The organism is Halomonas sp. (assembly GCF_031581305.1).
In the GTDB taxonomy this organism is placed as follows: domain Bacteria; phylum Pseudomonadota; class Gammaproteobacteria; order Pseudomonadales; family Halomonadaceae; genus Halomonas.
On sequence record NZ_JAVLBC010000146.1, the window covers coordinates 1 to 3240 of the forward strand.

5 protein-coding genes are annotated in these 3240 nt (G+C 64.3%); 1 reads left to right on the plus strand and 4 read right to left on the minus strand.

The genetic code is table 11. The features are described from left to right. The 3 genes from RI841_RS12035 to RI841_RS12045 all read right to left on the minus strand — a co-directional run. A partial coding sequence (locus RI841_RS12035; protein ID WP_310705842.1) for a DEAD/DEAH box helicase family protein occupies window positions 1–521 on the minus strand: 521 nt, incomplete at its 3' end. A 64-nt stretch (window positions 522–585) separates the two neighbouring features. Beyond that, window positions 586–1011 carry an OsmC family protein gene (locus tag RI841_RS12040; RefSeq protein WP_310705844.1) on the minus strand — a complete coding sequence of 142 codons (426 nt, stop codon included), beginning with the start codon at window positions 1009–1011 and terminating at the stop codon, window positions 586–588. Then, entirely contained in the window at window positions 1011–1208 is a 198-nt protein-coding gene (locus RI841_RS12045; protein WP_310705845.1) for a hypothetical protein, read from the minus strand. Before RI841_RS12045 ends, RI841_RS12040 begins: the two co-directional genes overlap by 1 nt. A 161-nt stretch (window positions 1209–1369) precedes the next feature. Here RI841_RS12045 and RI841_RS12050 point away from each other — a divergent pair, with 161 nt between their 5' ends. Beyond that, window positions 1370–2410, plus strand: coding sequence for a folate-binding protein (locus RI841_RS12050; RefSeq protein WP_310705846.1), 1041 nt, complete (start codon window positions 1370–1372; stop codon window positions 2408–2410). Here RI841_RS12050 and RI841_RS12055 read toward each other — a convergent pair. Continuing rightward, the coding region (locus RI841_RS12055; RefSeq protein ID WP_310705847.1) for a helix-turn-helix transcriptional regulator at window positions 2407–3240 on the minus strand (834 nt) is incomplete at its 5' end. The genes RI841_RS12050 and RI841_RS12055 overlap by 4 nt on opposite strands.

Genomic DNA, 3240 nt, shown 5'->3' on the forward strand with positions numbered 1-3240 from the left:
CGCAGGAACTTGCGCTGGTCGATCAGCTCGCCGCGGGTAACGTGCAAACGCATCTTCAGGTACTGGTCGGGATCCCCCAGGCCGTAGATCGCCGATACCGAGACCACGATGATGGCGTCGCGACGCTCCAGCAGCGCCTTGGTCGCCGAAAGCCGCATCTGCTCGATATGGTCATTGATCGAGGCATCCTTCTCGATGAAGGTGTCGGACGAGGGCACGTAGGCCTCGGGCTGGTAATAGTCGTAGTAGGAGACGAAGTACTCGACGGCGTTGTCGGGAAAGAACGCCTTGAACTCGCCGTAGAGCTGCGCCGCCAGGGTCTTGTTGGGCGCCATGACGATGGTCGGTCGCTGCAGGTGCTCGACCACGTTGGCCATGGTGAAGGTCTTGCCGGAGCCGGTCACGCCGAGCAGCGTCTGGTGCGCCAGTCCCGACTCCAGTCCGCCGACCAGGCCACGAATGGCAGAAGGCTGATCGCCGGCGGGCTGGAACTTGGACTGCAGGCGGAAGGGCTTGCTCATGGCGGCTCCACTGGAGGGGGCGGGCGCCGACAGGGCACCCGGAGAAACGCGGTCAGGCCGAGCGTCAGGCCTCGGCAGTGCGCTCGACGGTGCGGGTCGTCACCTCCACGGTGGATGTGGTCATCAACCGGTGAATCGGGCACTTATGGCTTATCTCCTCCAGCCGGGCCCGCTGCTCGGGGTCCTCGATGCCGTGGAAGGTCATCGCCACGTCGAGCCGATAGGTCCCGTGACGCTCCTGACTGTCGTCACGATTGACGGTGACGCTGATGCCCGTCAGCGGCCACTTCTTGCGCCGGGCGTACATCTTCGAGGTGATCGCCTTGCAGGCCCCCAGCGAGAGATCGAAGTAATCATGGGGATCCGGCGCCGTCCCTTCGCCGCCGTAGGCTTCGGGCACGTCGACAAACAGGTCGTCAAAGCCATCCAGCTCGACCCGCTGACGATAGATATGGTTGCGCTCGCTGACGACTTCAATGGTCTTCTTCATTACTTCACCTCGATACCGAGCTTGAGAGCGTCCACCGCCTTGATCAGCGCCTCGCGGCGGGCCTTGCCCTCCACCTCGGCGCCGTGGCGGCCGACCTCGACACTGTCGACGCCGTCCAACATCATCAGGGCAGTGGTGATGCGATTGACCTGATCGGCGTTCTCGACGCCCTTGAAGCTCAGGGACTGATGGGCCATGGGCGGCTCCTGACATGGCGTAGGTGGACGGTCTGACGATGGAACTGGTAGCCGATTCTAGCATGCCACCCCAGGTGCGGGCAGCGCTTGCAATGCCGCCCCATCGCCCGCATCTAGACGGCAGGATCATGCACGACACCGAACCACGAGGAGCCCCGCAGATGATGGACTGGATCGCTGCCACCGGCGGCCGGCAGGAAGCCGAATACCGAGTGACGTTCGACACATCCGAAGCGCCGCGGCGTGCGCTGGACACCACGGTGATGACGCCCCTCGCTCACCTCGGGGTGCTGGACGTCGAGGGCCCCGATGCCGAGCGGTTCCTGCAGGGCCAGACCAGCGCTCAGGTCTCGCTGGCCGACGGCGACTTTGCCCCACTGACCTGCTTCTGCACGCCCAAGGGGCGCATGCTGGCCAATGCACAGCTGCTGCGGGTCGGCCCGGCCCACTATCGCCTGATCATGCACGCCAGCCTGGTGGCCTCGCTGGCCGAGCATCTCAAGAAGTTCGCCCCCTTCTACAAGGTCGAACTGCGCGAGCGCGACGACCTGGCGCTATTAGGATTGATCGGTCACGAGGCGGCAGCGCTCGCCGAGGTACGCTTCGACGCCCTACCCTCCGGGCCATGGCACCAGGCCGGCAATGACGAACTTCAAGTGTTGGCCCACCCCGGGCCGCGCCCGAGACTGCTGGTCTGCCTGCCGGCAGATCGAGCAGAGCAAGCCTGGCAGTGGCTGAGGGAGCACGCCACGCCGGTCGGCAACGCCGTGTGGCGGTTGCACGACATTCAGGCGGGGCTGGCCTGGCTCGATGCCGACCTGGGCGATACCTACCTGCCGCAGATGATCAACTGGGAGGCTCTCGGCGGCATCAGCTTCAAGAAGGGGTGTTATACCGGCCAGGAAGTCGTCGCTCGCGCGCACTTTCGCGGTCAGGTGAAAAAGCGTCTGTACCGTGCCCAGTTGGAAGGCGACCGCCTCCCGCAGGCAGGCGCCCCCATCACGGATACCAACGACAAGGCCAAGGGCGAAGTGCTCGCCGCCGAACTCGACGCCTACGGCCAGGCAGAAATTCTCGCCGTGCTCAGCATCAAGGAAGACATCGGCCCGCTCAGCGTGGAGGGCCAGACATTGAAGCTGCTGAAGCTGCCCTACCCCATCGAGCGCGTCGACCCGGAGGCCTTGGCGACAACAGCAGGCTAGTGTTCCACCAACCCCCTCAATGACAGCAAGGCCAATTGCTCACGCCGCGCCACACCGGTCTTTTGCAACACCGCCTCACAATGCCGGCGGGCGGTGTTCATGCGAACCCCTAGCTGCCGGGCGATTTCCCGGGACGTGAGGCCTCTCAACATCAGCTCGGCAGTCTCTCTTTGCCTGGGGCTCAACGCAAAGCGCTGAGCCAGAGCGGCTGCCAGATCCTCCAGACCCAGTGTGCCTAGTGAAATCTGCAGTTGTCCGCCCTCCTCCCCGGAAAGTTCGGGTAAGGGTAGCTGGATCAGGGGCTTGCCCGCCCCGCCACCGCGAATGTTCGATCCATTGATGTCAAGCTTGTTAACGGTAGCAGACACCCTGGCCTCGGCGATGGCCTTGTCGAGCCGCTCCTGGTGCCGATGGGCCCGGTCGATGGCACTGAAACCGAAGCTGAATGCCGGCAGGAGCAGTCTGAGCAGTGTTTCCGTTCTGCCACTGACGAAGCCGGGGTCGTCATCTCCCTCGAACCCGAAGGCGAACAACGCCTCGCCAACGGCCAGCCGTGTGGTCATGCCGATAACGTGATGCATGCCGGCCGGTGCGAATGCCTCGTGGAAGTAGGCGGCTCGCGTCACGATCTCGCGCTCCGCCAGCACATTCTCGTGATAGACGCCCGAGCCCAGGCGTCGCCGTGAGAGATTGATCCTGTCCAGGTCGGGGTCCGTGGCCCTGAGATTCCCTTCGACGTCCACGCCGTCGAAGACACGTGCGAAATAGGCTTCAATTTCCGGGCCCGCCCGATGGGTAACAATTATCGGCACCCCGCCATCGAGCCAGGG

Excerpts from the sequence above, each read along its gene's own strand:
- RI841_RS12040 (WP_310705844.1), bottom strand. The coding sequence starts at position 1,011 with ATGAAGAAGACCATTGAAGTCGTCAGCGAGCGCAACCATATCTATCGT.
- RI841_RS12045 (WP_310705845.1), bottom strand. The coding sequence starts at position 1,208 with ATGGCCCATCAGTCCCTGAGCTTCAAGGGCGTCGAGAACGCCGATCAG.
- RI841_RS12050 (WP_310705846.1), top strand. The coding sequence starts at position 1,370 with ATGATGGACTGGATCGCTGCCACCGGCGGCCGGCAGGAAGCCGAATAC.